Below are 22735 nucleotides of genomic sequence, written 5' to 3'. Positions count from 1 at the left end.
GCGGTCGCCGGTGGAGCGGACGGCATGAGCCGGCACCGCCGTGAGGAACCTCGCACTGAACTGCATTGAGTGCAATCATGCACTGAGTGCAAGATGACGGTGTGACACGAGCCGACCTGCGCGCAACCCAGGCGCGACGCACCCGCGCCGCCATCCGCGCCGCCGCACTCACCCTGACCCGGGAGCGCGGCTACGCTGCGATGACGGTCGATGACGTCGCCGCCCTGGCCGGAGTCTCCCGGCGCACCGTCTTCAACCACTTCTCCTCCAAGGCCGACCTCCTCGTCGTCGGCCCGGAGCTCCCGACGCCCGAGGTTGTCGAGGCCTTCGTCAACGGCTCCGGAAGCCTCCTGGAGGACCTCGGCGACCTGCTCGCCTCCGGCGCCGAGGCCGTCGAGTCTGAGCGCGGCTGGCTCCTGTCCTTCCCGGAGATCGTGCGGGACAACCCCGAGGTGGAGCGTGCCGTCCACGAGCGGCTGCGCATCGTCGCCCAGTCCTTGGCGGAGGCCGCCGGCCGCCGCCTGGGAGCTGAGCCCGACGACCCGCGCACCCGCGCCGTCCTCGCCCTGGCCATGGCCATCCAGCGCAGCTCCCTGGACCTGTGGTGCGGGCGCTCCCACCCCTGGGAGGAACGCCGTGAAGCCGCAGCGCGCTCAGAGAACCCCGGGGCCTCCGAGAGTCCTGTGAACCCCGAGGTCTCAGGCCAGTGCCCCCAGACCAGCTTGGTTGACGCCGTCCGCGCCATGGTCGAGGCGATCTCCGAGGTCGTCTCCCCGCCTTGGTCCGACGCCGCGGCCCCCACCGCTGCCGGCGACCCGACGCCGTCGAGCCCGCTGGGGAAGCCACGCGGGGGCTCTGCCCGTCCTTCTCGCAGCTGACTGAACCGACCGTTTCCATCCTTCGCCCTCAACCGACAAGGCCACACTCATGACTCAACGCACCTCGACGTCGGCCTCCGCCGGCACCGCCCTCCACGAACCGGGGGCGGAGTTCCGCCCCGACCGCCGCTTCTGGGCGGTCTACGCCTCGCTCCTGATCGTCATGTTCCTGTCCGCCATGGACCAGACGATCGTCGGCACGGCCCTGCCCACCATCGTGGGCGACCTCGGCGGCGCCGCCCACATGGCCTGGATCCTGACCGCCTACACCCTGGCCATCACCGTGGCCATGCCGGTCTACGGCAAGCTCGGTGACCTCGTGGGGCGCAAGAACCTCTTCCTGGTGGCCATCGGCCTGTTCCTGATCGGCTCGGCCCTGTGCGGTACCGCCGACTCCATGACCCAGCTCATCATCTACCGCTTCATCCAGGGGCTGGGCGGCGGCGGCCTCATGATCTCCTCCCAGGCGATCACCGGCGACCTCATCCCGCCGCGCGTGCGCGGCACCTACATGGCCCCCATGGGAGCCATGTTCGGCGTCGCCTCCATCCTGGGACCCATCATCGGCGGCTGGCTGACCGACTCCGTCTCCTGGCGCTGGACCTTCTGGATCAACCTGCCGCTGGGCGTCCTGGCCTTCATCGCCATCCTTTTGGTGCTGCGCCTGCCCTCCGGCCGCCTGACCAGCCCCATCGACTGGTGGGGGCTCACGCTCATGAACGCCGGCGCCGTCGCCATTGTCCTCATGGCCACCTGGGGCGGCAACCAGTACGCGTGGACCAGCCCGGTCATCATCGGCCTGGGGGGTGTCGGCCTGGTCTGCTGGGGCCTGTTCGGCTTCGTCGAGACGCGAGCCACCGACCCCATCCTGCCCTGGACGATCCTCACCAGCCGCACCTTCCTCGTCTCCACGCTCGTCGGCATGCTCGCGATGGGCGGCATGATCGGCGTCATGAGCTACCTGCCCACCTACCTCCAGATGGTCTACGGCTACTCGGCCACCGCCTCCGGCCTGCTCCTGGTGCCCATCACTATTGGGATGCTCGTCTCCTCGATCCTCTCCGGCGTGCTCGTCTCGCGCACCGACCGCTACAAGATCTACCCGGTCGTGGGGCCCCTGATCGCCGCCGGCGCCGCCTTCTGGCTCTCCCGCCTGTCGACGACGTCGCCCGTCTGGCAGATCTCCGCGGCCACCTTCCTCATGGGGGCGGGCATCGGGCTGTTCTTCCAGCTCCTGGTCACCGTGGTGCAGAACGCGCTGCCGGCCAAGCACCTGGGCACGGCCACCAGCGGCAACAACTTCTTCCGTGAGGTCGGCGTGTCCCTGGGCGCCTCGCTCATCGGCGCGGCCTTCTCCTCCGGCCTGACCTCCCACCTCACCGATCGGATCGGCGCGCTGACCCGCAGCGCGGACCCGGCCGTCCTGGGGGCGCTGGCCCAGTTCAAGGACGCCGACACCTCCTCGCTCACGCCCGCCCTGGTCAACCAGCTGCCCACCGCCCTGCACGACGCCGTGGCCGGCTCTTACGCCGATGCCCTCCTGCCGATCTTCGGCTGGATGATCCCGCTGTTCGTCGCGACCTCCGTCGTCGCCCTCTTCCTGCCCGAGGTGCCCCTGTCCCAGAAGACCGCGCTGGAGCAGGTCGCCGAGGCCGAGGCTGAGGACGCGGCTGAGGCCGAGGGCGCGGCTGAGGCCGAGGTCAGCGAGCCGACGGCGTTGAGGGATGGGGCGCAGTAGATGAGAGGATGACCCGGTGATGGAACAGATCATCAGGCGACCGCCCCCGGCAGTGCTGCTGGCGATGGCGGGGGCGGCGCAGTGCGCCATGACTCGTGGTCGGACAGTGACACCGTCGTCAATGGCGGCGGCCGCTCCTGTTGTCGGGGGCTCACTGTGCCTGCTGGCCGGAAGCGCGGGCAACTTTCTTCGCCACCGCACCACGGTCGACCCGGTGAGGGTCGAGCGCGCCCAGCACCTCGTTGTGGACGGCCCCAACCGGCTGACACGCAACCCCATGTACCTGGGCCTGACGGGCCTGCTGCTCTCGCACGCGATCGCGCGCAGGAGCCCATCCGCGCTGATCCCGCTGGCCGGCTTCGTCTGGCTCATCGACCACCACCAGATCCCGGCCGAGGAGAAGGCCCTGGAGGCGCGGTTCGGGCAGGACTACCTCGACTACACGGAGGCCGTTCCCCGCTGGCTGAGCGTGCCGGGCCTTCGAGGAGGCTGCCGAGCTCACCGTCGGCGCTGACGGCGCGTGGCGCCCGAGGGCGGGGTGACACGGCTCGCGCGAACGGACGGAATGATCCGACGGCGCACGTAGTTGAAGGCTGCATGAAAGCATTCGGGTTCCTCAGCTTCGGACACTACGGACACGGTCGCGGCCCTGGCGACCCCGACGCCGGCCAGGCGCTCAAGGACGCCGTCGAGATCGCCGTCGGCGCCGACGAGATCGGCGTCAACGGCGCCTACTGGCGCGTCCACCACTACGCCCGCCAGGCCGCGGCCCCTATCCCGCTGCTCTCCGCGGCCGGCGCCCGCACCCAGCGCATCGAGGTCGGCACCGGCGTCATCGACATGCGCTACGAGAACCCGCTCTACCTGGCCGAGGAGGTCGCCGCCCTCGACCTGCTCACCGACCAGCGCATCGCCATCGGCATCTCCCGAGGCTCACCGGAGCAGGCCCGTCGCGGCTGGGAGACCTTCGGCTACGCCGGCGGCGCCGACCCGCGTGGAGCCGACGTCGCGCACGCCCACACCGCCCAGTTCCTCGACGCCGTCCGGGGTGTCCCGCAGGCGGACCTCGACACCAGCGGCGGTATGGCCCCCGGCGCGAGCTCCCGCCTGCGCATCGAGCCGCACGCCCCCGGCGTGGACCGGCGCCTCTGGTGGGGTGCGGGCTCTCGGGAGACCGCCGAGTGGACCGCCCGCCAGGGCCTGAACCTCATGAGCTCGACCCTGCTGACCGAGGCCACCGGGGAGGGCTTCTCCCACCTCCAGGCCGAGCAGATTCGCCGCTACCGCGAGGCGTGGAAGGAGGCCGGCCACGACTGGACCCCGCGCGTGAGCGTCTCGCGCTCCATCTTCCCGATCGTCTCCGAGACCGACCGCAGGTTCTTCGCCCTGCGCGGCGAGGACTCCCACGATCAGATCGGCGTCATCGACGGCCTGCAGTCGACCTTCGGGCGCACCTACGCCGCCGAACCCGACGTCCTCATCGAGCAGCTGACTCAGGATGAGGCGCTCCATGCCGCCGACACCGTCATGCTCACCATCCCCAGCCAGCTCGGCGTCGACTTCAACCTCCACATCCTGCAGGCCTTCGCCGAGTACGTCGCCCCGGCGCTGGGCTGGCAGCCCAACACCGCCGGGCCGGTGACGGGCTACTCCCTGGAGGCGTGACGTCCGCAGTGGCTGCGGCCCATCCGGCGGGTCGGCCCGACTCTCGCCTCGGGCCGACCCGCTCTACGAGGGCGGGCCGAGGGGGAGAGGTCTGGCGGGGCGCTGAGCCGTACTCAGGAGCACCCCGCACTCGTGGAGTAGGGCCGGTGAGTTGACCTCGCCGTCGTCGTGATCGGCGTCGGCCTTCTTCTGAGGATTCAGCAATAATCCGGGAGCAGCGCTTTAATAAGATGCCGACGTGATGGACGAGGGTGGGAAAAGGTTCTGCCTGGTGCAGGAGCCTCGTGGGCGGGCAATAATGACGTGGCCTGTGGGTCTCGGACTTCTCCGAGCCCCACAGGCCCCTGTCGTTGAGGGTGACATCGCCTCTGGATCCCATATTCCAGAGGGGACTCAACCCTCCTTCGCCAGAGCGGCTAACGCCGAGCTCCCTATCAACTCGAGCGGCCTCGAAATCCGATCGGTCATTGGGCTCCCCAACCCTCGCGACCGGTTCCGTCCGGCGGCAGTCACTATGTAACCCACTGCTCCTGAGGGAGCACTTCAATGTACCTGAGAGTATTCTGAGAACCCGTTCGCGGACTTTGTTCTTTTTCCTGAGGCTGGGTGTCTCCTTTTCTCAAGGGGCTAATGATGTTATTTTCGAGTACATTTTAAACGCATAGGCATTCCCTTTGCATTGATTTTCCTCAGGTGTTGTCCCAGTCATGGGGTGTACTGGTCAGCCGCCCAGCCGTCATCCACCACCCGGAGATGCCCGGGTGCTGAGGCGGGCTCGCCTTGAGCGGCCGGGATCAGTGCTGGTCGGTCTCGGAGCGGGGAGTCTCCTGAGTCGTTGCCTCGGTGGGCGCTGTCCCCGAGGTGTCCACGCGTTGGTCCTGCACAGGGGGCGTTGGTGGGGCATACCCGTAGGGGCCGGGCTGCTGCGGCCCGACGGAACCGGCCGCGCCCGAGGGGGCCGCGAAGGCGTCCTGCCCGAGAGCCGCGGCTCCCACCGGAACAGGGACGGGAACGGGGGAGGCCCAGCGCAGCTCATCGCGGGGGAGGTCGTAGACCACGCCGGGGTAGCGGCCGAACTGCTCCTCACTGGGCACACTCGAGGAGGTGGAGTCCAGCGCCGCGAGCATCTGCTCCGGCGTCGGCCAGGAACCGGACCACCCGCTGCCGCTGGGAGCCGACGGCGGGAACCAGGCGGTGGACTCCGGTGGGCGGATCATGATCCGCCCCGGACGGCTGCGGTCGCGCAGGGCGTGGGCGCGCCAGGTGATGACCGGGTGCGTGGACCGCCAGACGGTCATATGGAGCCACAGCCCCTTCTCCCGCGTGGCGCGATCCGCCAGGGCGTGGGTGTTGACCTCGGCCCCCAGGTACTTGCCTCCGGAGAGCACCCCCATGACACCGGGGACCCCCTGAGGCGCGTAGGCGTAGCCGTGGTTGTCCGCCGTGTACTCCTGGGCCCGAACCAGCGCTTTGCCCAGAAGCGGGACGTTGAGGCCGAGGGTGACGAACAGCAGGCGCAGCATGGAGATGTGACCCGCGGCGAGGTGCCCGACCTCGTGCCCGATCACGAAGCGCAGCGCCTCGGGGTCGCGGGCCCGGCCGCCGATCTCGAACAGGTCGGAGTGGACGGCCACGAAACGCCGGTAGCCGTGGCCGGCTGCGAAGGCGTTGATCTGACCGTTGCCCATGGTCACGTAGGCGTCTGGCACCCGGCGCAGGCCGAACTGCCGGGCCGCCTCAACAACCATCCGGTAGCCCTCCGGGAACTGGGTGGGACTCATCTGGACCGCGGTCGCACGGAGCTTGGCGTACGTCATCGCGCGCACCACCCACAGGATGATCGGGATGATGGGCACCAGCAGGAGGAACTGCGCGCCGCTGCCCTCCTCGCTGAGGAAGAAGTCGCGAACCTGCGCCCCCGGGCCGGTCGGTTCAGGCACGGCGACCAGCCAGATCACCAGGGCGATCCACGCCAGGTAGGCCAGGGCAGTGGCCATGCTGGTGGCGATCAGGAGCGGAATCTCGACAGGGTGACGCAGCTGACGGATTCCCCTGAAGCCGTGAACAGTCGCGCCGTTGAACATCCGCGGGTGGGAGGGCGGCATGGCCGGCGGCGTCAGGCCAGAAGGGTCGAGGACGGTAGTTGGAACAGGTGGTCGCATGGCGGCAACCTAAACGACTCGCCGCTGGATTCGTCTCCTGCCTCAGGAGGATCTTCGCGTCTCGATTATCCGCCGTTTGGTGGGAAAAGGTAGTGGTCGATCGTTCTCCTCGAACGTCCCTGCGACTCCAGCCGTCCCACAGGAGCCGGAGGCAGGCGGGACCTGACGCCGTCGATCGCGACCCCGTAGGCTCTTGCCCGTGCAGCACTCCGCATCGCCGTCCCTGCCGTCATCGCCCCTGCCCTCCCTGTCCGGGAACCCGGACCACGCCGTGCCCTGGGGAATGCAGATCGCCGTGCGCTACGACAAGGTCCACCCTCCCCGGCGGATCGACGTCGCCGAGGCCGCCGCCCGCGCCGTCGTCTCCCTCCTGGCCTCACCTGCGGCCGCCCCCGGTGGGCCGTGGAACCCGGCCGTCGACTACTGGCGCGACGGGCGCATCCGCAAGCTCGTGCGCCGAGCCCGCGGCAAGCGCTGGGAGGAGGTCCAGGATATCGACGGCGTCACCGTCACCCAGGACGGCCCCGCCGGCTGGGGGCAGGCGGCCGCCCGCGCCTTCGTCCCCGGTCCGGTGCGTCCCCTGCCCAGGGCCCTGGCCAAGACCCAGGTGGAGGGCACCCACTTCCCGCCCGGCGACGAGCTGCCCCCGCCGCCCGCCGAGATCACCGCCCGCGCCGCCAAGGACCCGGCCGCCGCAGAGGAGATCGCGCTCACGGCGGCGTCGGCCTCCACCGGGGCCCTGGTGACGATCGAGGTCACGCCCCTGCACGAGATGACCTCGGGCAAGCTGGCCGCCCAGTGCGGCCACGCCGCCCAGCTGGCCTGGGAGAGCAGCGCCATGCCGCCCGCCCTGAGGCGGGCCTGGGCCGACGACGGCTACCGGGTGCGCGTCGTCGTGCCCATCCGGGAGCAGTGGGAGACCACCACCCGGCCCGTGAGCGTCACCGACGCCGGCTTCACCGAGCTCGACGGCCCCACCGAGACGACCCGCGCCTCCTGGTGAGCGCGCGGCGTCGGAGTGCCACTCCGCAGAGGGACACCGGCGACCCGCCGGGCCTCCTCCATCAGCCCGCCATCGTCGCCAGGACGCCCAGCCCCCGGACTTTGGCCCGAGCGAGCTTCTTAGAAGCCATGACACTCTGAATCGGGAACTGCGTTTCCCGTCCAGAACGTACTTCTCCCCCAGGTGACTGAGGTCGGACCCCAGTCATCTGTAGGACAACGCAGTCCTCGTCGGAGAAGTACGTCCCCGATCGGGTACCTACCGGCGCTGCCTCTCGGGCTCCGGCACCCCGCGGAACACCCACAGCCGGATGAACACGTAGAGGTAGATGCCCTCGCAGCAGGCCGAGATGACGCGCGCCAGCTCGGCGTTGACCCCGAACCAGTGCAGCAGCGAGGACAGACCCAGGATGAAGATGACGTACTGGCTGATGACCCCGGCCGTGTAGCCCGCCCCCTGCTCGACGACGTGCCCGTGGGCCTGGAAGTTCAGCCACCGGTTGAGCAGGAAGGAGTAGATGGCCGCGATGACGTAGCCGACCGTGACCGCCAGCGGGTAGAACCAGTGGAGGTGGTTGTAGAACACCCACAGGCAGGTGATGTCCAGGAAGAAGGCGGAGCCGTTGATGATCGCGTAGCCGATGAAGGTCACCGGCAGCCGGCTGCGCACGAAGCCCGGCAGGATGGAGTGGATCGCCGTGATGAGGCGCAGGAAGACCTCCGGAGCCCGGCGGGCCGCGGCGGTGGAGGACTCGACGGTGGACGCAGCGGCATCAGCGGTGGTGGTCCCAGGGGCGTGGTCGTCCGTCGCGGTTCCTGCCATGAGGTGTCCTTCCCTGTGATGGCTCCTGTCAGAGGGAGTCTTCCCCGACCGCGCCGCCTGGGCAAGTTCCGAAAGGAGGAACAGTGGCCCGCCGGCTCATCCTTGCGGCGGAGGGGCAGCCTGCGTCAGGGCCTGGGCGACCTCGCGGCGCAGCAGCTCGCCGCCGGCGTCGGCCGGGTGGTGGATAGTGTGCAAGCCCACCTCACGGGCCGCGGCGATGTTGGTGGCGCTGTCATCGACGAACAGGGCCTGGTCCGCCCCCACCCCCGCGAGCTCCAGCAGCCGGCGGAAGTAGGCGGCATCCGGCTTGGCCACCCCCAACGTGCAGGAGTAACCGTCGATGTCGCACAGACCGTCATAGCCCAGCTGCTCGCGCATCCAGGCCCGACGCTCCCACTGCTGATTGGTGGCCAGGACCGTGGTGTAACCCGCCTCGCGCAGGTCCCTCACCAGCTGCCAGGCCACAGGGTCGGGCGTGGCCCGGTGCCACATCTCCAACAGGTCCGATGCACGCAGCTCCAGCCCCAGGCTCTCCACCACCCGCTCCAGCAGCTCGGTCAGGGTCTCCCGGCCCGCCAGGGCGTCGGTCTCACCATCGATCATGGCCTGGGCGAAGGCGGGTCCGCCGCCTTGGGTCAGCGCCTCGCCCCACGGGGTGCCGATGAGCTGAAGAACGCCGTCGGCATCGAGCAGGACGGCGCGCACGGGCGTGGACGAGGCGGGCGGGATGACCGGCTGAGAGATGCTCACACCCCGATTCTGCCCTACCTCGCGGAGGGTCTCGGTCGGGAGATAGGCCGGGCGCGGGGCGCACCGGTGGAAGACTGGGGCCATGACTGATGCCGCCAGCACGCCCGCCAGTGCCTCACTCAGCCCCCGTCCCGGTGCCCTCGCCGCCACCGAGGCCGCCACCGACGTCGGTGCGATCCTGCGCGACGACGACGCCTACACCGACTCGCTCATCGACTTCGTCACCGCCTCGCCCAGCTCCTACCACGCCGCCGCCGAGGTCGCCCGCCGCCTGGAGGGGGCCGGCTTCACCCGCGTCGACGAGACCGTCTCCTGGGAGGAGGGCCTGGCGCGCCGCGGCTACGTCATCCGCGACGGCGCCATCGCCGCCTGGGCGCTGCCCGAGGCGCTCACCCCCGGGGCGGGGCTGCGTATCGTCGGCGCCCACACCGACTCCCCGGCCCTCAAGCTCAAGCCCGCCGCCGCCCTCGTCCGCTCCGGCTGGCAGCTCATCAACGCCGAGGTCTACGGCGGACCCCTGCTCGCCTCCTTCCTCGACCGCGAGCTGGGCCTGGCCGGGCGCCTGACCACCCGCGACGGCGCCGTCCACCTCGTGCGCACCGGCCCCATCGCCCGCGTGGCCCAGATCGCCCCGCACCTGGACCGCAGCGTCAACGACACCCTCCACCTGGAGCGCCAGACCCACCTGCTGCCCCTGTGGTCGCTGGCCGAACCCGACGCCGCCCCCGACGCCGTCGAGACCCACCTGTGCGAGATCGCCGGCATCGACCCGGCCGAGCTCGCCGGCCACGACGTCCTGACCTACCCCACCCAGGCGCCCGCCCGCTTCGGCCGGGACGGAGAGTTCCTGGCCTCCTCCCGCCTGGACAACCTCTCCTCCGTCCACGCCGGACTGGTCGCCCTCGAGGCGCTCGCGGCCGCCGGGGTCGAGCCCGCCGACCCCGTCATCCTGGTGGCTTTCGACCACGAGGAGGTCGGCTCGGACACCCGCTCCGGGGCGGGCGGCCCCTTCCTCGAGACGCTGTTGCGGCGCCTGGCCCGGGCCCTGGGGGTCAGTGGTGACGGCCTCGATGCCCTCCTGGCCCGCTCGACCTGCGTGAGCGCCGACGCCGGGCACTCCATCCACCCCTCCTACGCCCACCTGCACGACCCGGCCGTCCAGCCACTCATCAACCACGGCCCCCTGCTCAAGATCAACGCCCAGCAGCGTTACGCCACCGACGCCGCGGGCGCTGCGATCTGGGCGCGTGCCTGCACGGCGGCGGGTGTGCCCAGCCAGGACTTCGTCTCCAACAATGCCGTGCCCTGCGGTTCCACCATCGGCCCCATCACCGCCACCCGCCTCGGCATCACCACGGTCGACGTCGGCGTGCCCCTGCTGAGCATGCACTCGGCTCGCGAGATGTGCGGCGTCCAGGACGGCCCCTGGCTCGCCCAGGCCCTGCACGCCTACTGGCAGGGGGCCTGAGCATGGCGGGGAAGCGGACCGGCCGCAGAGACCGGCCGGACTCGCCGATCCGGGCCGCCGGCGTGCACGGCGCCAACCCCTGCCCCTGCGGCAGTGGGGCAACCTACGCCCAGTGCTGCGAGCCGCTCCACGACGGCGCCCCGGCGCCCACGGCCCAGGCCCTCATGCGCTCGCGCTACACGGCCTTCGTCGTCGGCGACGAGGACTACCTCTTCCGCACCTGGCACCCGCGCACCCGCCCCGAGGGGCCCTACTGCCACCCCGGGACCCGGTGGACGGGACTGACCATCCACGAGACCGTCGACGGCGGGGCGGACGACGAGACCGGCATCGTGGAGTTCACCGCCACCTACCGCAGCGGCGACGGGCGCGGGGGTGTGGTGGACGACGCCCTGCGCGAGCGCTCCCGCTTCACCCGCCGCGCCGGCCGCTGGCTCTACCTCGACGCCGTCGGATAGGGCCGGTGGCCCAGGGCGGATGGGACAGACGGAGCCCCGCTCAGCTCCAGGTGCCGCGCCAGTACTGGATGGGCCAGGGGGCCTCGTCCCAGGAGCGCGCCCCCAGGTCCGCTGCCCAGCGCAGCGGCAGGTACGGATCGCGCATTGCCGCCCGGCCCACGGCGATCGCGTCGGCCTGCCCGGCGACGAGCGCCTGCTCGGCCTGGGCCGCCGCCTCGATGAGACCCACACCCACCACCGGGACTCCGCTACCGGCCACGGCCTGCTTGACCTGCTCGGCCAGCGGCAGCTGGTAGCCGGGCCCCACCGGCACTGCGGCTGGGACGTTCCCGCCGCTGGAGACGTGCAGGACATCAACACCGGCCTCCACCAGCTCACGGCTGAAAGCGGCGGTCTCCTCACCGGTGACGCCGCCCTCGGCCCAGTCCGAGGCCGACAGGCGGATATCGAGCACCGTCTGCGACCCGATGGCCTCGCGCACGGCCCGCACCACCTCAAGCGGGAAGCGCTGCCGGTTCTCGACGCTGCCGCCGTAGGAGTCGGTGCGCTGGTTGGACAGGGCGGAGCGGAACTCGTGGATGAGGTAGCCGTGGGCGCCATGGATCTCGACGACGTCGTAGCCGGCCTCGACGGCGCGCCGCGCGGCCGCCGCGAAGGCCTCCACGATCCGACTGATCCCGGCCTCGTCCAGCTCGGTGGGAACCGCGTGCTTGGGGAAGGGGATCGCACTGGGGGCCAGCAGCTCCCAGCCCTCCAGGGTGCCGGTACGCGCGCCCTCCACCTTGGGGCGCCACGGAGGAGTCCCCGACTTGCGCCCGCCGTGCCCGATCTGGATACCGGCCAAGGCCCCACCGGAGTGGATCGCCTCCACCAGGCGGCGCTGGCCGGCGACCTGCTCATCCGACCACAGCCCCAGGTCGTAGGGGGACAGGCGCCCCTCCGGGGAGACCGCCGTGGCCTCCACGATGACCGTGCCGAAGCCGCCCACCGCGCGACTGGCGTAGTGAACCAGGTGCCAGTCGGTGACGACACCGTCCTGCGCCTCGACCGAGTACATGCACATCGGCGGCAGCCACAGGCGGTTGCGGGCGGTCAGCCCACGCATGGTCATCGGCTCAAGAATGCGCAGTGCGCTGGAGGAAGTCATGGCCTCACGCTACCCTCCCGGCCGCTCGGCCGACATGGGGCGGGAATCACCCGTGCGATCGCGCCATGGAACTCAATGGAACCCATAGGCTCCCAGGCGTGAGCTCGCGTCCCGTCCCCGTCACCGGCCCTGTCCAACGGCCCGTCCCCGTCTCCGACCCTGTCCAACGGCCCGTCCCCGTCTCCGACCCTCGCCACCGGCCCGCTCCCGTCACCCACGGCCCCGACGACGTCGCCCTCATCTTCGAGAGCGGCGGCATGCGCGGGGCCTACACGGCCGGCCTCGTGCGCGTCATGCTGGAGGCCGGGCTCTCCTTCCCCTGGGTCGGGGGCATCTCCGCGGGCTGCACCAACACCTGCAACTTCGTCTCCCGGGACATCTGGCGCACCCGCGAGGCCTACCTGGGGCTGACCACCGACCCCAAGGCCGGCGGCTGGGGCAGCTTCGTGGCCGGCAAGGGCTACTTCAACTCCGAGCACATCTACCTGCACACCTCCGCACCCGACGAGTCCATCCCCTTCGACTGGGAGACCTTCGCCGCCTCACCGGCCACGGTGCGCCTGGGCGCCTTCCGCTGCGACACCGGCGAGGAGGTCTACTGGGGCCTGGAGGACATGCCCACCATGGAGGACCTGCTGGTAAGGGCCCGGGCGTCGTCGTCGATGCCGGTGCTCATGCCGATGGTCGAGGTCGACGGCGCCCCCTACGTGGACGGCGCCGTCGGGCCCACCGGCGGCTTCGCCATCGACGCCGCCCGCGCCGACGGCTACGACAAGCTGCTCGTGGTCATGACCCGCCCCGAGGGCTACCGCAAACCGCCCATGCGACGCCACGAGATCGAGGTCCTCCAGCGGCTCTACGCCCGCTACCCGGCCCTGGTTCAGGCCGTCGTCGACCGCCCCGAGAACTACAACCGCACCGTCGAGGAGCTGGAGCACCTGCGCAGCCGGGGGCGCGTCTACCTCTTCCGGCCCGAGCGCATGCCGATTGCCAACGGCGAGCTGCGCTACGACCGCGTCGTCACCGCCTTCGAGGCCGGCCTGGCCCAGGCCCGCCGCGAGCTGCCCGCCATCGAGGCCTTCCTGGCGGGCTGAGCTCAGTGCGGCAGGGCGACGCCGTAGCGGGCGATGTCCTGGCCCTCATCGAAGCCGAAGGTGATGATCGGGGGCACCGGCCTCCCCCCATCGAGGGAGGTGGCCAGCAGCTCCAGGACGTGGCGCTCGTGAGGCGGAACCGCCTCGGGCAGGCCGGCCAGTGAGAACCAGCGCAGACCCGCGTTCTTGGCCGGTTCGCGCACGCTCGGCGTGCCCGCCCAGGTCCGCAGCGTGAAGAACAGGTCGATGCGCTGCTCCAGAGCCGCCCCGCCCAGGTCATTGGTGCGGTGCATCGCCGTCAGCGCCGTCAAATCCTCCGCATCGACGCCGATCCCCAGCTCCTCATCGGCCTCACGCAGAGCCGTCTCCAGGACGCTCTCGGCGGCCTCGACGTGCCCCGAGGCGCCGCAGGCCCAGTGCCCGTCCATGTAGCCGGTGTCCCGCCGCAGCTGGAGGAGCACCTGGGTCTCGCTGCTCGCCGCCCCGGCGCCCCGGTCCGCGGCGCTCGGATCGGGGCGCAGGAGGTAGACGTAGGCGGCGGGGACAAGAGTGAAGGAGTGGGCGGCCATGGCGACCACCGTAGCCCAGGTGCCGCACCGCAGGAGGAGGGCAGGCTGCGTGGGGAGAACTGTCGGGATACGGGCGACAGGAACTCATGAAACCATCAGGAATGTAGGCGATGCTCCGGTGCAGTCAGTCATCAGTGGCCGTCTGTGGCAGCTCGCCACGTGCCCGCCGGGGGCATCTGAGAATCACCTCGGCGGTAACGCTGCCGGCTCGACGTCGGACAACTAGGCTTCACCCTGGGGTGACGGGAGATCTCGGACCCGCCCGCCAACCCGACGTCACCGCCGTCAGCCGTCGACACGATCAATGATGACCGATGCCGACCCGAGCACGGCCGACGCCCGTTGACGCCGATTGACGACGCTGCCTGAGGAGGACTTGATGCAGACCAGCCTTACTCGGCTCACGGCCGATGACGGAACGCGCTTGGTCGTGCACATCTGGCTCCCCGAGTGGCTCATTGACGGCTCCCTCCTGGTGGCCGACGCTCCCGAGGCCGGCGCCCCAGCGCGCCCCCCGGCCGCGCTGCGCCCGCAGGTACCCGGCGCCGCCCGCCCGCGGGGCATCATCGTCATCGCCCACGGCATGGCCGAGCACGCCTCGCGCTACGCTCGCTTCGCCGCCTCCGCTGTGGAGGAGGGCTATGCGGTCCTAGCCGAGGACCACCGCGGCCACGGGGCCACCGCCGCACCGGGTGGCTTCGGTTTTATCGCCGAGCGAGACGGCTGGGAGAGGGTCGTGGCCGACATGGGCGCCGTCCTGGATGCGGCCCGGCGGGCCTGGCCCGATGTTCCGGTCTTCCTCATGGGCCACTCCTGGGGCTCCTTCCTGGCCCGCGACTTGGCCGCGCGCCGCGGCGGCGAGCTGGCCGGCCTCATCCTGCTGGGGACCGGTACGGGAATCGGCGCGCTGGCCGGCCCCGCTGTAGCGATCTGCGCCGGTGAGTCCCGGCTGCGCGGCCCGCGCCGCCCCTCCCGGCTGCTCAACGCGCTCGCCTTCGGCCCCTACCAGCGCCACTTCGCCCCCAACCGCACCGAGGCCGACTGGATCAGCCGGGACGTTCACGAGGTCGACCGCTACGTCGCCGACCCCTGGTGCGGATTCGCCTACCCCCCGAGCTTCTACCGCGACATCATTTCAGGGCAGGAGGCCGTCAACACGGCCTCCCACGCCGCGGCGGTCCCCGCGGGGCTGCCCATGCTCCTGGCCTCCGGTGACCGGGACCCGGTCGGGGCCATGGGGCGAGGCGTCCAGCGGGCCGCCACCCTCTACCGCCGCGCCGGCGTGCGGGAGGTCTGCGTCATCCTCTACCCGGGCGGTCGCCACGAGCTGCTCAACGAGACCAACCGGGATCAGGTCACCGGCGACATCCTCACCTGGATCGACGGACACCTGCCCGAACTGTGAGAATCAACGGGTCATTGCGGATTCTCAGGCGATTATCCGCGTCATCCTTGTAGGAGATCTACAAGTCGCGCGGCGGCTCTTCGGTGGGAACCGGTCGTTCGCCATGCCGGCGATCCCCGTAGGGTGGAGCCATGGTCACCAAACCCTCCTCCACGTCAGCCGCCGGCAGCCTCGCCCACAGTCCCGCACTGGCCCACGTCCGTGAGGCTGGGCTGATCCTGGCCGGAACGCTCGCCCTGACCCTCATCGGCCAGATCTCGATCCCCCTGCCCTTCACTCCCGTGCCGATCACCCTGGGCACCTTCGCCGCTCTGGGGGTCGGTGCCGTGCTCGGCTCACGCCGCGGCGCCCTGTCCGCGCTGCTCCTGGGTGCCCTGGCCGCTGTCGGGGCCCCGGTCCTGGCCGGCTGGAGCGGCGGCACCATCGTGACCTTCGGCTACGTCGTCGGCTACGTCCTCATCGCCGTCATCGCCGGACGCGCCGCCGCCGTGTGGTCGCGCCACTCCGGCTCCGCGGCCACCCGGGTCGCCACCGGTGTTGCCCTCATGCTGCTGGCCTCGGCCTCGGTCTATGTCCCGGGTCTCATCTGGCTGAAGGTCGCCACCGGCGCCAGCTGGGGCACTGCCTTGGACCTGGGGCTGGTGCCCTTCATCGTGGGAGACGTCCTCAAGTCCGTGGTCGCCACCGGCCTGCTGCCCGTGCGCAACCGTATTCGCTGACCGCCCTGACTGCAGGGGGCCGACCCTCCCCGTGCCCCGCCGAGCTCCGCGCTCGGTGGGGCACACGGGTCTCAAGGCCCGTTTCGGGGTGGTCGGAGCGGGTTAGAGTGCCTGTATGAGTCAGCCCGAAAGGCGGACTGTACCCGTCCTGTCCGTCATGGACATGGTTCCCGTCAGTGCCGGGCGCAGCCGTATCGACGCCCTCACCGACATGATCGCCCTCGCTCGAGCCGCCGACGCCGCCGGCTATAAGCGCTACTGGTTGGCTGAGCACCACGGCTCCACCACCTACCTGTCCTCGGCGACCACCGTCCTCATGGGGCAGGTCCTGGCGGCCACCGAGCGCCTGGGCGTCGCCTCCGGCGGGATCATGCTGCCCAACCACGCCCCGCTCGTCGTCGCCGAGCAGATCGGCACCCTGGCCACCCTCTACCCCGGACGGGTCGGCCTGGGGCTGGGACGGGCCCCGGGCACCGACCAGCGCACGGCCGCCGCACTGCGCCGAGGAGCCTCCGACCCGGGCCGCTTCGCCGAGGAGATCCTGGAGATCCTCACCTACCTCGGTGACGAGCCCGTGCCGGAACGGCTCCCCGGGTCCCTCCTCCTGGGCGCCCCCGGCATTCCCGACGACGCCCTCCACGCCCCTGAGCCCGGCGGCCCCCGGGTGCGGGCCGTCCCGGGGGAGGGCACCCACCCGACCGTGTGGGTGCTCGGCTCCTCCGTCAACGGGGCCCGCGTGGCCGGCAGGCTCGGACTGCCCTTCGCCGTCGCCTCGCACTTCGCCCCGGTCCAGGCCGAGGCGGCCATCGCCACCTACCGCTCCGTCCTGGAGTCCCGCGCGGAAGGCGCCCTCGGCCCCCGGGGTGCGCCGGACGTTCCGCGGGTCGCGGCCGCCGTCAACGTCATGGTGGCCCCCAGTCGGGGGGAGGCCCGCCTGCTGTTCAGCACCGCCATGGCCGCCGCCGCCCGCATCGTCGGCAACCGGCCCGGGCCGCTGGACCCGCCCAGCCAGGACCCCCGGGCCTGGCGCGCCTACGCGCCCGGCAGGGAGGGAGCCGTCGAGGCGGCCATGTCCCTGTCCTTCGTCGGGACGGCCGACGACGTCGCCGCCCGCCTGCGTGAGCTGGCCGACCGCTGGGACCTCGACGAGATCCTCGTGGTCACCTACGTCCACGACCCGGCCCTGCGACGCCGCTCCTACGAGCTGCTCGCCCAGGCCTGGAACGCCTGAACACGCCAGTTTCTCACGGTTTGCCACCTGTTCCACGTGTCGATCCTGTTTCCTCGGCGGACGTACTATCCCCGCCTATGGGTGGCGCCTGAGCCTCTCAGCGCGCCGGAAACCCTCTGTCCCAGTGACGAATCCCAGTCGGTTCCATGCCCCATGGAGGTTGCATGAACAACGCCCTGACAGTGTCGCGCCGTGGCTTCGGGCTCGGCGCGGCCGCCTTCGGCCTGCTCCTGGTCTCAGGATGCTCGCGCGGATCGGGTTCGGAAGGAGGCGGCCTGGGCAGCGGCAGCGGCAAGCTGACCCTGGCCTACAACTCCGACGGCCCCCACAAGACCTGGGTTGAGGCCGTGTGCCACTCGGTGTCCAACGTCCTGGGCATCACCATGGAGCCCCTGCCGGTGGCCCAGTTCTCCGAGATGCGCGCCGCCATCACCAAGCACACCCTTCTGGGCGCCTTTCGCTCCGGCTGGTCGGCTGACTACCCCTCGCTGGAGAACTTCCTCAACGCCACCTTCCAGACCGGTGCCGGCGCGAACGACTCCCAGTACTCCTCGAAGACCTTCGACGACTTCCTGGCCCAGGCAGCGGCCGCCACCGACCCCCAGACCGCCTACGGCTACTTCCGTCAGGCTCAGACCCAGCTCTTTGCCGACCTGCCCGGCATCCCGCTGTGGTACCAGAACGGCTTCGGCGGCTACTCCCGCCACGCCTCTAACGTCGACTTCAACTGGACCGCCACCCCGGTCTACGAGGAGGCCCGCTCCAGCGCCAACGGCGGCGTCATCCTGGCCAATCTCTCCGAGCCGCAGAACTCGCTGTTGCCCACCAACACCAACGAGGCCAATGGTGGGCGCGTCCTCGACCTGGTCTTCGCCGGCTTGATCCGCTATGACAAGGACGGAAACGTCATCAACGAGGTGGCCTCCTCCATCGAGACGACGGACAACCAGCACTACACGATCACCCTCAAACCGGGCTGGACCTTCTCCGACGGCAGCCCGGTGACCGCCGACTCCTTCATCAAGGCCTGGAAGTTCGGCGCCCTGCTGTCCAACGCCCAGCTCGGCTCCTCCTTCTTCGAGAGGATCAAGGGCTTCTCCTACGACGAGGACTCCGATCTGACCGGGCTGACCAAGGTCAATGACCTCACCTTCACGGTCGAGCTGAACGCTCCGGCGTCGGACTTCAAGATCAGCCTGGGGCACTACGCCTACTACCCGATGCCGGAATCCGCCTTCAAGGACCCCAAGGCTTACGGCACCAAGCCGGTGGGCAACGGCCCCTACCGGCTCGTCTCCTGGGACCACGACAGCCGGATGGTCCTGGAGCCCAACCCCGCCTATGCCGGCGGTCGCACCGTGGCGAACAAGGGCATCACCTTCAAGCTGTACACGAGCTACGACTCGGTCTACAACGACCTGCTGGCCGATGCCATCGACATCGCCGACTCCGTCCCCGACTCCTTCCTACCCATCTTCCAGAAGCAGCTGGGCGAGCGCGCCATCAACAAGCCGGCCGCCTTCTTCCAAGGACTCGCCATCGACGTCACCCACGAGCACTGGAAGATGGACGAGGAGGGGCGTGCCCGCCGCGCCGCCATCTGCCGGGCCATCGACCGCAACCTCATCTGCGACAAGCTCTACTACGGCACCCGCACGCCCGCCAAGGACTTCACCGCCCCCACCGTTGCGGGCTGGACGCCGGATGTCCCGGGCAACGAGGTCCTCACCTACGACCCGGACGAGGCCAGACGCCTGTGGGCGCGGGCCGAGGCCATCTCCAAGTTCTGAGGGAGGAAGACGACATGCTTCGCTACGTCGCACGCAGACTGTTGCAGATGGTCCCGGTGTTCTTCGGGGCCACGCTGCTCATCTACGCCATGGTCTTCGCCCTGCCGGGCGACCCGATCGCCGCGCTCGGGGGCCAGCGCTCACTCAGCCCCGAGGTGATCGCCCAGATCAAGGCCAGCTACCACCTCGACAAGCCCTTCATCGTCCAGTACCTGCTCTACCTCAAGGGGCTGTTCACCCTGGACCTGGGCCAGTCGCTGCGGGGGACCGAGTCCGTCCTCGACGTGCTGGTGCGGGCCTACCCGATCACCATCAAGCTCTCCCTCATGGCCCTGGCCTTCGAGGCCATCGCGGGCATCGGCTTCGGCCTCATCGCCGGGGTGAGGAAGGGCGGCTGGTTCGACGCCACCGTCCTGGTGCTCTCCCTGGTGGTCATCGCCGTGCCCACCTTCGTCATCGGCTTCGTCCTGCAGTTCATCGTCGGGGTCCGCCTGGGATGGCTGCCGGTCACCGCCGGTGAGAGCCCCGGTTTCACCGAGCTCCTCATGCCCGCGGTCGTGCTGGGCGCCGTCTCCTTCGCCTACGTGCTGCGCCTGACCCGCACCGAGGTGGCCGAGAACCTCACCGCCGACCACGTGCGCACCGCCCGAGCCAAGGGCCTGAGCGGGGCCCGCGTCATGATCGTCCACGTCCTGCGCAACTCCCTGGTCCCGGTCGTCACCTTCCTGGGCGCGGACCTGGGGGCCCTCATGGGTGGGGCCATCGTCACCGAGGGCATCTTCAACATCAAGGGCGTGGGAGGCACCCTCTACTCCGCCATCATCCGCGGCGACGGCCCCATGGTCGTGTCCTTCACCACCGTGCTCGTGCTCGTCTTCATCATCTCCAACCTCCTGGTGGACCTGCTCTACGCCGCCCTGGACCCGAGGATCCGCTATGCCTGAGAACACCGAGAACCCCGAGAACACCGAGAACGCTGTGTCTGCCACGCCCTCGCCCGCCGTGCGCCCGGGTCAGGAGCGCTTCGTCATCGCCGACGACGAGATCGGCCTGGGCGCCGTCGACGCCGTTGCCGACGAGTCCGCTCCGGCCTCCGTCTGGGTCGACGCCTGGAGGCAGCTGCGCCGTCGGCCCATCTTCTGGGCGGCCTCGGTGCTCATCGCCGTGGCCGTGGCCTTCTCCCTGGTCCCCGGGCTCATCGCCCCGCGCGACCCCGGCTACTGCACACTGGTTAACTCCTACCAGGGGCCCTCCTGGGGCCACCCCTTCGGATTCGACATCCAGGGCTGCGACATCTTCGCCCGCACCGTCCACGGGGCCCGGGCCTCGGTGAGCGTGGGCATCTTCACCACCCTCATCGTGGTCCTCGTTGGCTCGGCCGTCGGGGCCCTGGCCGGGTTCTTCGGCGGGTTCTTCGACGCGCTGCTCTCGCGCGTCACCGACATCTTCTTCGCCGTGCCCTTCGTCCTGGCGGCCATCGTCGTCATGCAGATGTTCCGCAACGACCGCTCGATCCTCACCGTCATCCTGGTTCTGGCTCTGTTCGGCTGGCCCCAGATCGCCCGCATCACGCGGGGCTCGGTCATGAGCGTCAAGAACGAGGACTACGTGACCGCCTCGCGGGCGCTGGGCTCGGGGCGCATGGCCATGCTGCTGCGCCACGTCATGCCCAACGCGGCCGCCCCCATCATCGTGACGGCCACCGTCGAGCTCGGCGTCTTCATCGTCTCGGAGGCCACCTTGAGCTTCCTGGGCATCGGACTGCCCTCCTCGGTCGTCTCCTGGGGCGCGGACATCGCGGCCGCCAAGGACGCCCTTAACAGCCACCCCAGCGTTCTGCTCTTCCCCTCCGGCGCACTGGCTCTGACCGTGCTCGGCTTCATCATGCTCGGCGACGTCGTCCGCGACGCCCTGGACCCGAAGGCCCGCAAGTGACACCCTCCAACGCATCCACCGCCACCGCCTCAGGCGCGTCCGACAAGACCTTCGCCCCCGCGGCCTCCTGGAAGGCCGAGAGCGACCCCCTCCTGGAGATCGCCGACCTGGAGGTCGCCTTCCGCTCCTCGACCGGGCTCGTCCCGGCCGTGCGCAAGGCGAACCTGACCCTCTACCCCGGCCAGTCCGTGGCCATCGTGGGGGAGTCGGGCTCGGGCAAGTCCACCCTGGCCCACGCCGTCATCGGGCTGCTGCCCGGAACCGGTCGGGTCACCGGCGGCACGATCCGCTTCCAGGGCCGAGACATCACCCACCTGGGCGCCCAGGAGCTCACCGCCCTGCGCGGCTCCTCCATCGGCCTGGTGCCCCAGGACCCCATGTCCAACCTCAACCCCGTGTGGTCCATCGGCTTCCAGGTCAAGGAGGCGTTGCGGGCCAACGGACTGGCCGGCGTCGCCGACGACCGCCTCGCCCACCTCATGGCCGAGCACGCCGGGCAGGCCGGGCACGCCGACCGCGCTCAGAAGGCGGCCCCTTCGGCCGGTGGGCACATCGACGTCAATGAGCAGGTGGCCCTCCTGCTGGAGCAGGCCGGCCTGCCCGAGGCCTCCCGGAGGGCCAAGCAGTACCCCCACGAGTTCTCCGGCGGCATGCGCCAGCGCGCCCTCATCGCCATCGGACTGGCCGCCCGCCCCGACCTGCTCATCGCCGATGAGCCCACCAGCGCCCTGGACGTCACCGTCCAGCGACGCATCCTCGACCACCTCCAGACCCTCGTGCGCGAGCTGGGCACCGCGATGCTCTTCATCACCCACGACCTGGGGCTGGCCGCCGAGAGGGCCGAGCACATCGTGGTCATGCACCGCGGTCGGGTCGTCGAGTCCGGCCCCAGCCTCGAGGTGCTTCAGGACCCCCGCCACCCCTACACCCAGCGCCTGGTCAAGGCGGCCCCCTCCCTGGCCTCCCGGCGCATCGAGTCCGCCCACGCCCGCGGCATCCAGGTCGCCGAGGACGAGCTCCTGGGCGCCAGCCTGGGATCGAGCTCCACCGAGGAGATCCTGCGCGTGGAGCACCTCACCAAGGTCTTCGAGGTGCGCGGCGCCAAGGGCAAGGACAAGACCCTCACCGCCGTCGACGACGTCAGCTTCGGTATCCGCAAGGGCACGACGACCGCGCTCGTGGGCGAGTCGGGCTCGGGCAAGTCCACGGTCGCCAACATCATCTTGAACCTCATCGACCCCACCTCCGGCAAGGTGTTCCACGACGGGGTAGACCTGTCCACCCTGAGCTCCAAGGAGCTCTTCGCCCTGCGGCGCATCATGCAGCCGGTCTTCCAGAACCCCTACGGTTCCCTGGATCCGATGTACTCGATCTTCCGCGTCGTCGAGGAACCGCTGCGGGTCCACGGGATCGGCACCGCCAAGGAGCGCGAGGCGCGCGTCGCCGAGCTGCTCGACATGGTCTCCCTGCCGCGCTCGGTCATGCGCCGCTACCCCCACGAGCTCTCCGGCGGACAGCGTCAGCGCGTCGCCATCGCCCGGGCCCTGGCCCTCAAGCCGCAGATCGTCGTCCTCGACGAGGCGGTCTCCGCCCTGGACGTGCTGGTCCAGGCTCAGATCCTGCGCCTGCTGTCCGACCTGCAGGCCGAGCTGGAGCTGACCTACCTGTTCATCACCCACGACCTGGCCGTCGTGCGCCAGATCGCCGACGACGTCGTCGTCATGGAGCACGGGCGGATCGTGGAGTCCGGGGCAGCCGATGAGCTCTTCGCCAACCCGCGCCAGGACTACACCCGCGAGCTCATCCGGGCCGTCCCCGGGGCGGGCATCGACCTCTACGGAGATGAGGCGGGGGATGAGATGGCGGGCGAGGTTGCGCAGGAGTGAGCAGCGGGCATGATG

Annotated in this window: 20 protein-coding genes; 15 read left to right on the top strand and 5 right to left on the bottom strand. The window is 70.5% G+C overall.

From position 1 onward, the window contains the following. Positions 1-101 precede the first annotated feature (101 nt). The 4 genes from RIV14_RS01845 to RIV14_RS01830 all read left to right on the top strand — a co-directional run bounded on the left by RIV14_RS01845 (position 102) and on the right by RIV14_RS01830 (position 4281). Positions 102-878, top strand: a complete 777-nt coding sequence (locus tag RIV14_RS01845) for a TetR/AcrR family transcriptional regulator (protein ID WP_075373271.1) — start codon at positions 102-104, stop codon at positions 876-878. 49 nt (positions 879-927) lie between these two features. Then, entirely contained in the window at positions 928-2616 is a 1689-nt protein-coding gene (locus RIV14_RS01840) for an MDR family MFS transporter (RefSeq protein ID WP_075373270.1), read from the top strand. A 19-nt stretch (positions 2617-2635) separates the two neighbouring features. Beyond that, a complete protein-coding gene (locus RIV14_RS01835; protein WP_075373269.1) occupies positions 2636-3130 on the top strand; it encodes a methyltransferase family protein in 495 nt (164 codons plus the stop codon). 83 nt (positions 3131-3213) lie between these two features. Next, on the top strand, positions 3214-4281 hold the full coding sequence (locus RIV14_RS01830; protein ID WP_075373268.1) for an LLM class flavin-dependent oxidoreductase: 1068 nt from the start codon (positions 3214-3216) through the stop codon (positions 4279-4281). 794 nt (positions 4282-5075) lie between these two features. Here RIV14_RS01830 and RIV14_RS01825 read toward each other — a convergent pair. Beyond that, on the bottom strand, positions 5076-6365 hold the full coding sequence (locus RIV14_RS01825; RefSeq protein WP_075373267.1) for a M48 family metallopeptidase: 1290 nt from the start codon (positions 6363-6365) through the stop codon (positions 5076-5078). 361 nt (positions 6366-6726) lie between these two features. Between RIV14_RS01825 and RIV14_RS01820 the strand changes: the two genes are divergently transcribed. Further along, positions 6727-7446 (top strand): aminoacyl-tRNA hydrolase, encoded by a 720-nt coding sequence (locus RIV14_RS01820; protein ID WP_075373266.1) that lies wholly within the window; start codon positions 6727-6729, stop codon positions 7444-7446. Positions 7447-7704: 258 nt separating this feature from the next. On the opposite strand, the gene RIV14_RS01815 is transcribed toward RIV14_RS01820, so the two are convergent. Then, positions 7705-8268, bottom strand: a complete 564-nt coding sequence (locus RIV14_RS01815) for a GtrA family protein (protein ID WP_075373265.1) — start codon at positions 8266-8268, stop codon at positions 7705-7707. A gap of 96 nt (positions 8269-8364) precedes the next feature. After that, a complete protein-coding gene (locus tag RIV14_RS01810) occupies positions 8365-9018 on the bottom strand; it encodes an HAD family hydrolase (RefSeq protein ID WP_075373264.1) in 654 nt (217 codons plus the stop codon). 82 nt (positions 9019-9100) lie between these two features. Here RIV14_RS01810 and RIV14_RS01805 point away from each other — a divergent pair, with 82 nt between their 5' ends. Together RIV14_RS01805 and RIV14_RS01800 are read left to right on the top strand one after the other, a co-directional pair. Then, the gene (locus tag RIV14_RS01805) at positions 9101-10486 is read left to right on the top strand and encodes a M18 family aminopeptidase (protein ID WP_178387904.1); all 1386 of its coding nucleotides are present in this window, start codon (positions 9101-9103) and stop codon (positions 10484-10486) included. 2 nt (positions 10487-10488) lie between these two features. Further along, the gene (locus RIV14_RS01800) at positions 10489-10944 is read left to right on the top strand and encodes a YchJ family protein (RefSeq protein ID WP_075373263.1); all 456 of its coding nucleotides are present in this window, start codon (positions 10489-10491) and stop codon (positions 10942-10944) included. 40 nt (positions 10945-10984) lie between these two features. Here RIV14_RS01800 and RIV14_RS01795 read toward each other — a convergent pair whose 3' ends face one another. Further along, entirely contained in the window at positions 10985-12091 is a 1107-nt protein-coding gene (locus RIV14_RS01795; RefSeq protein WP_075373262.1) for an oxidoreductase, read from the bottom strand. A 98-nt stretch (positions 12092-12189) separates the two neighbouring features. On the opposite strand from RIV14_RS01795, the gene RIV14_RS01790 reads away from it, so the two are divergent. Then, positions 12190-13185, top strand: coding sequence for a patatin-like phospholipase family protein (locus tag RIV14_RS01790; protein ID WP_075373261.1), 996 nt, complete (start codon positions 12190-12192; stop codon positions 13183-13185). Between the two features lie 2 nt (positions 13186-13187). Here RIV14_RS01790 and RIV14_RS01785 read toward each other — a convergent pair whose 3' ends face one another. Next, positions 13188-13754: an NUDIX domain-containing protein gene (locus RIV14_RS01785; protein WP_075373260.1), complete on the bottom strand. Its 567-nt coding sequence runs from the start codon at positions 13752-13754 to the stop codon at positions 13188-13190. A 379-nt stretch (positions 13755-14133) separates the two neighbouring features. Between RIV14_RS01785 and RIV14_RS01780 the strand changes: the two genes are divergently transcribed. The 7 genes from RIV14_RS01780 to RIV14_RS01750 all read left to right on the top strand — a co-directional run bounded on the left by RIV14_RS01780 (position 14134) and on the right by RIV14_RS01750 (position 22720). Then, positions 14134-15159: an alpha/beta hydrolase gene (locus tag RIV14_RS01780; protein ID WP_075373259.1), complete on the top strand. Its 1026-nt coding sequence runs from the start codon at positions 14134-14136 to the stop codon at positions 15157-15159. A gap of 131 nt (positions 15160-15290) precedes the next feature. Then, positions 15291-15878: a biotin transporter BioY gene (locus RIV14_RS01775; RefSeq protein WP_075373258.1), complete on the top strand. Its 588-nt coding sequence runs from the start codon at positions 15291-15293 to the stop codon at positions 15876-15878. 115 nt (positions 15879-15993) lie between these two features. Next, positions 15994-17109, top strand: a complete 1116-nt coding sequence (locus tag RIV14_RS01770; RefSeq protein ID WP_075373257.1) for an LLM class flavin-dependent oxidoreductase — start codon at positions 15994-15996, stop codon at positions 17107-17109. Positions 17110-17273: 164 nt separating this feature from the next. Next, on the top strand, positions 17274-18899 hold the full coding sequence (locus tag RIV14_RS01765; RefSeq protein ID WP_075373256.1) for an ABC transporter substrate-binding protein: 1626 nt from the start codon (positions 17274-17276) through the stop codon (positions 18897-18899). Positions 18900-18913: 14 nt separating this feature from the next. After that, positions 18914-19843, top strand: a complete 930-nt coding sequence (locus RIV14_RS01760; protein WP_075373255.1) for an ABC transporter permease — start codon at positions 18914-18916, stop codon at positions 19841-19843. Then, positions 19836-20834 (top strand): ABC transporter permease, encoded by a 999-nt coding sequence (locus RIV14_RS01755; RefSeq protein ID WP_075373254.1) that lies wholly within the window; start codon positions 19836-19838, stop codon positions 20832-20834. The genes RIV14_RS01760 and RIV14_RS01755 overlap by 8 nt, the downstream gene beginning before the upstream one ends. After that, positions 20831-22720, top strand: coding sequence for a dipeptide ABC transporter ATP-binding protein (locus tag RIV14_RS01750; RefSeq protein ID WP_075373253.1), 1890 nt, complete (start codon positions 20831-20833; stop codon positions 22718-22720). Before RIV14_RS01755 ends, RIV14_RS01750 begins: the two co-directional genes overlap by 4 nt. Positions 22721-22735 lie beyond the last annotated feature (15 nt).

This window comes from Actinomyces acetigenes (genome assembly GCF_031296635.1).
Classification (GTDB): domain Bacteria; phylum Actinomycetota; class Actinomycetes; order Actinomycetales; family Actinomycetaceae; genus Actinomyces; species Actinomyces acetigenes.
Note: the sequence above shows the minus strand (reverse complement) of the source record. Positions and strands in the feature narration are given on the sequence as shown.

Bases quoted from the DNA above. Each gene is read 5' to 3' on its own strand.
- RIV14_RS01840 (WP_075373270.1), top strand. From the start codon at position 928: ATGACTCAACGCACCTCGACGTCGGCCTCCGCCGGCACCGCCCTCCAC.
- RIV14_RS01835 (WP_075373269.1), top strand. From the start codon at position 2,636: ATGGAACAGATCATCAGGCGACCGCCCCCGGCAGTGCTGCTGGCGATG.
- RIV14_RS01830 (WP_075373268.1), top strand. From the start codon at position 3,214: ATGAAAGCATTCGGGTTCCTCAGCTTCGGACACTACGGACACGGTCGC.
- RIV14_RS01825 (WP_075373267.1), bottom strand. From the start codon at position 6,365: ATGTTCAACGGCGCGACTGTTCACGGCTTCAGGGGAATCCGTCAGCTG.
- RIV14_RS01820 (WP_075373266.1), top strand. From the start codon at position 6,727: ATGCAGATCGCCGTGCGCTACGACAAGGTCCACCCTCCCCGGCGGATC.
- RIV14_RS01815 (WP_075373265.1), bottom strand. From the start codon at position 8,268: ATGGCAGGAACCGCGACGGACGACCACGCCCCTGGGACCACCACCGCT.
- RIV14_RS01805 (WP_178387904.1), top strand. From the start codon at position 9,101: ATGACTGATGCCGCCAGCACGCCCGCCAGTGCCTCACTCAGCCCCCGT.
- RIV14_RS01800 (WP_075373263.1), top strand. From the start codon at position 10,489: ATGGCGGGGAAGCGGACCGGCCGCAGAGACCGGCCGGACTCGCCGATC.
- RIV14_RS01795 (WP_075373262.1), bottom strand. From the start codon at position 12,091: ATGACTTCCTCCAGCGCACTGCGCATTCTTGAGCCGATGACCATGCGT.
- RIV14_RS01785 (WP_075373260.1), bottom strand. From the start codon at position 13,754: ATGGCCGCCCACTCCTTCACTCTTGTCCCCGCCGCCTACGTCTACCTC.
- RIV14_RS01780 (WP_075373259.1), top strand. From the start codon at position 14,134: ATGCAGACCAGCCTTACTCGGCTCACGGCCGATGACGGAACGCGCTTG.
- RIV14_RS01775 (WP_075373258.1), top strand. From the start codon at position 15,291: ATGGTCACCAAACCCTCCTCCACGTCAGCCGCCGGCAGCCTCGCCCAC.
- RIV14_RS01770 (WP_075373257.1), top strand. From the start codon at position 15,994: ATGAGTCAGCCCGAAAGGCGGACTGTACCCGTCCTGTCCGTCATGGAC.
- RIV14_RS01765 (WP_075373256.1), top strand. From the start codon at position 17,274: ATGAACAACGCCCTGACAGTGTCGCGCCGTGGCTTCGGGCTCGGCGCG.
- RIV14_RS01760 (WP_075373255.1), top strand. From the start codon at position 18,914: ATGCTTCGCTACGTCGCACGCAGACTGTTGCAGATGGTCCCGGTGTTC.
- RIV14_RS01755 (WP_075373254.1), top strand. From the start codon at position 19,836: ATGCCTGAGAACACCGAGAACCCCGAGAACACCGAGAACGCTGTGTCT.